We start from the raw sequence: 2,852 nt of genomic DNA, 5'->3' as shown, positions 1-2,852 counted from the left end.
TTCATCACCATGTCGAAATCGATCGCCGACATGATGCCGTCGCCGAATTCCTCCTCGATCAGCGCCTTCCAGGCCGGGCCGTTGACCGCTGCCGGTCAGGCCTCGCGTTCACGGGCCGCACCGGCACAATGCCCGATGCCGCGCTCTGGATTTCGCAGCCCGGGGGCGCTAGACTTCGCACATGAATCCGTGGGTGAAGAGCATTCTGGAGCGTGTGGCGTCCTGGCCGACCGAGGATCAGGAAGAACTCACAGAACTTGCGCGCGAGATCGAGGCGCGGCGCAGCGGCGTTTATCGTCTCAGCACGAACGAGCGCTCGGCCATCGCGGCTGCCCGCCACGGCCCCCTCGCGAGTGACGACGAGGTCGAGGCTTTCTGGAAGCGGCGCGGCCTGCCATGAAACTGCGCTACCGTGCGCAGGCCCTCGCCGATATCGACGCCATCGATCGATTTGTCGACCAGTTCAGTCCCGGCGGCGCCGACAATGTCCTGCGGGCCATCTATGCCAGCATTCATCTGATCTGCGAGCACCCGCTCGCCTATCCACAAACCGACGACCCCGACATCCGTGTCCACGTGGTAAGGCGCTATCGCTACAAGATTTTCTACGCCACCACTGACGACGCGGTTGAGATCATTCATGTGCGCCATGGCGCGCGACGGAAATGGCAGGCAGACTGATCGGCCTGCCCGTCCGCACGACGCGGTCGCGCTTCGTCGCGCAGAGCGTGGCGCCCGCGCCCCCTACTCCTCCTTGAAACCATATTCCTGGTTGTTGCCGGTGGCGCCGTAATATTTATACGGCAGGAACTTGCCGGACATCGTGATCTGCACGCGGTCGCCCTTCGGATGACTGACGCGGTTCATCACCATGTCGAAATCGATCGCCGACATGATGCCGTCGCCGAATTCCTCCTCGATCAGCGCCTTCCAGGCCGGGCCGTTGACCATTACCATCTCGTAGAAGCGGTAGATCAGGGGATCGGTCGGCGGCATCTGCACATTGTCGGCGCGCATCGGCACCTCGTTCAGCATGGCCATCTCCGACTTCGTCAGGCCGAACAATTCGCCGGCGGCGGCGGCCTGCGGCTTGGTCAGTTTCATGTTGCCGAGAATGGCGCCGATGATCAGCACCTCGGAATGGCCGCCGATCTTCGCGCAGATATGCTTCCAGCTCCATTCATTGTCGCGCTTGATGTCGAGCAGTTTCTCGGTGAGGTCGGAACGGATCATGATGGTCTCCTTGTGAAAATTCAGCCGGCGATTTTTTGCGCGGACGACAGCGGCGCGGCCGAGACGGGGCGGACATGCGGCACGCGGCGCGGATCGAAATCCGGCGTGGCGCCGACAAAGCTCTTGCTGCGCGTCACCAGGAAATCGATGATGTGATTGCGCAGCGCGTAATAATCCGGGTGCTTGTGCAGGTCGATGCGCGAGCGATCCTTGGGCAGCGGATTTTCCACCACCTCCGCCAGCACGGCGCCGGGGCCGTTAGTCATCAAAAAGATCTTGTCGGCGAGATACATCGCCTCGTCGACATCATGGGTGATCATGAAAGTGGTCTGGCCGGTGTCGAGGCAGACGCGGCGCACCTCGTCCTGCAGCGTCCCACGCGTCAGCGCGTCCAGCGCCGAGAACGGCTCGTCCATCAGCATGATCTTGGGCGTGATGCTGAGCGCCCGCGCAATGCCGACGCGCTGCTTCATGCCGCCGGACAGTTCCGACGGCCGCTTGTGCTCGCTGCCGGTGAGGCCGACGAGGTCGATGAAGCTTTGCGCATGCGCCTTGACGCGGGCGCGGTCCCAGTCGCGCCATTTCGAGGTGACGGCATAAGCGACATTGCCCATCACCGTGCGCCAGGGCAGCAGCGCGTGGCTCTGGAAAATCACCGCGCGGTCGAGGCTGGTGCCGGCAATCTCCGCGCCGTCGACGATCACGGTGCCGGCCGAGGGCGTGTCGAGCCCGGCGAGGATGTTTAGCACGGTGGTCTTGCCGCAGCCGGAATGGCCGATCACGCAGCCGAACTCGCCGCGCGGAACGGAGAGCCACAGATTCTCGAACACCGCGACCTCGCCGCCGCCGGCGGCGGGATAGCGCTTCGAGATGCCCTCGATGGAGATGAACTTGTTGTCCGATTTCACGACATCACTCCGGAAAGGTGACCATGCGGGTGAAGCGCGCCAGGATCTGGTCGAGCACCATGCCGACCAGACCGATCAATAAAATAGCTATTATTACATTGGTAATCGACAGATTATTCCATTCGTTCCAGACGAAGTAGCCAATGCCGGTACCACCGACCAGCATTTCGGCGGCGACGATCACCAGCCAGGCGATGCCGATCGAGATCCGCATCCCGGTTAATATAGTAGGCGCCGCGGCCGGCAGGATCACGGTGAAGGCGCGTCGGATGGTGCCGACTTCCAGCGTGCGCGCGACGTTGATCCATTCGCGGCGCACCGCGGCGACGCCAAACGCGGTGTTGACCAGCATTGGCCACAGCGAGCAGATGAAGATCACGAAGATCGCCGACAGGCTGGAATCCTTGATGGTGTAGAGCGCCAGCGGCATCCAGGCCAGCGGCGAGATCGGCTTCAAGATCTGGATGAAGGGATCGAGCGCCTTGTTCATCAGCGGCGACATGCCGATCAGGAAACCAAGCGGAATCGCCACGATCACCGCGAGGAAATAACCGAGCCCGACGCGGCCGATCGAATAGGCCAGTTGCAGGCCGAGGCCCTTGTCATTGGGGCCGTTATTGTAGAATGGCCGCCGCAGATGCTCCCACAATTTGGCGCCGACATCGAGCGGCCCGGGCATCGCCGGTTTGCCGACGGTGGCGGTCAGCCCCA

5 protein-coding genes and 1 pseudogene are annotated in these 2,852 nt (G+C 62.6%); 2 read left to right on the top strand and 4 right to left on the bottom strand.

Annotated elements, in window-relative coordinates:
• Positions 1–86: pseudogene (locus tag Q0S16_RS00045) on the bottom strand (cyanase); the annotation flags it as partial.
• Between the two features lie 107 nt (positions 87–193).
• Between Q0S16_RS00045 and Q0S16_RS00040 the strand changes: the two are divergent.
• Together Q0S16_RS00040 and Q0S16_RS00035 are read left to right on the top strand one after the other, a co-directional pair.
• Complete coding sequence (locus tag Q0S16_RS00040) at positions 194–400, top strand: hypothetical protein (protein WP_295843680.1); 207 nt, start codon at positions 194–196, stop codon at positions 398–400.
• The gene (locus Q0S16_RS00035; protein WP_295843678.1) at positions 397–681 is read left to right on the top strand and encodes a type II toxin-antitoxin system RelE/ParE family toxin; all 285 of its coding nucleotides are present in this window, start codon (positions 397–399) and stop codon (positions 679–681) included. The genes Q0S16_RS00040 and Q0S16_RS00035 overlap by 4 nt, the downstream gene beginning before the upstream one ends.
• 63 nt (positions 682–744) lie before the next feature.
• Here the strand turns inward: Q0S16_RS00035 and cynS are convergent, their stop codons facing one another.
• The 3 genes from cynS to ntrB all read right to left on the bottom strand — a co-directional run.
• Positions 745–1,233, bottom strand: a complete 489-nt coding sequence (gene cynS / locus Q0S16_RS00030) for a cyanase (protein ID WP_295843676.1) — start codon at positions 1,231–1,233, stop codon at positions 745–747.
• Positions 1,234–1,253: 20 nt separating this feature from the next.
• Positions 1,254–2,141 carry an ABC transporter ATP-binding protein gene (locus Q0S16_RS00025; protein WP_295843673.1) on the bottom strand — a complete coding sequence of 296 codons (888 nt, stop codon included), beginning with the start codon at positions 2,139–2,141 and terminating at the stop codon, positions 1,254–1,256.
• 4 nt (positions 2,142–2,145) lie between these two features.
• The coding region (gene ntrB / locus Q0S16_RS00020; protein WP_295843671.1) for a nitrate ABC transporter permease at positions 2,146–2,852 on the bottom strand (707 nt) is incomplete at its 5' end.

The sequence above is a fragment of the Tardiphaga sp. genome, from assembly GCF_025356345.1.
GTDB lineage: Bacteria > Pseudomonadota > Alphaproteobacteria > Rhizobiales > Xanthobacteraceae > Tardiphaga.
This window is presented reverse-complemented; position numbering and strand designations above follow the sequence as displayed.

Excerpts from the sequence above, each read along its gene's own strand:
- cynS (WP_295843676.1), bottom strand. The coding sequence starts at position 1,233 with ATGATCCGTTCCGACCTCACCGAGAAACTGCTCGACATCAAGCGCGAC.
- Q0S16_RS00035 (WP_295843678.1), top strand. The coding sequence starts at position 397 with ATGAAACTGCGCTACCGTGCGCAGGCCCTCGCCGATATCGACGCCATC.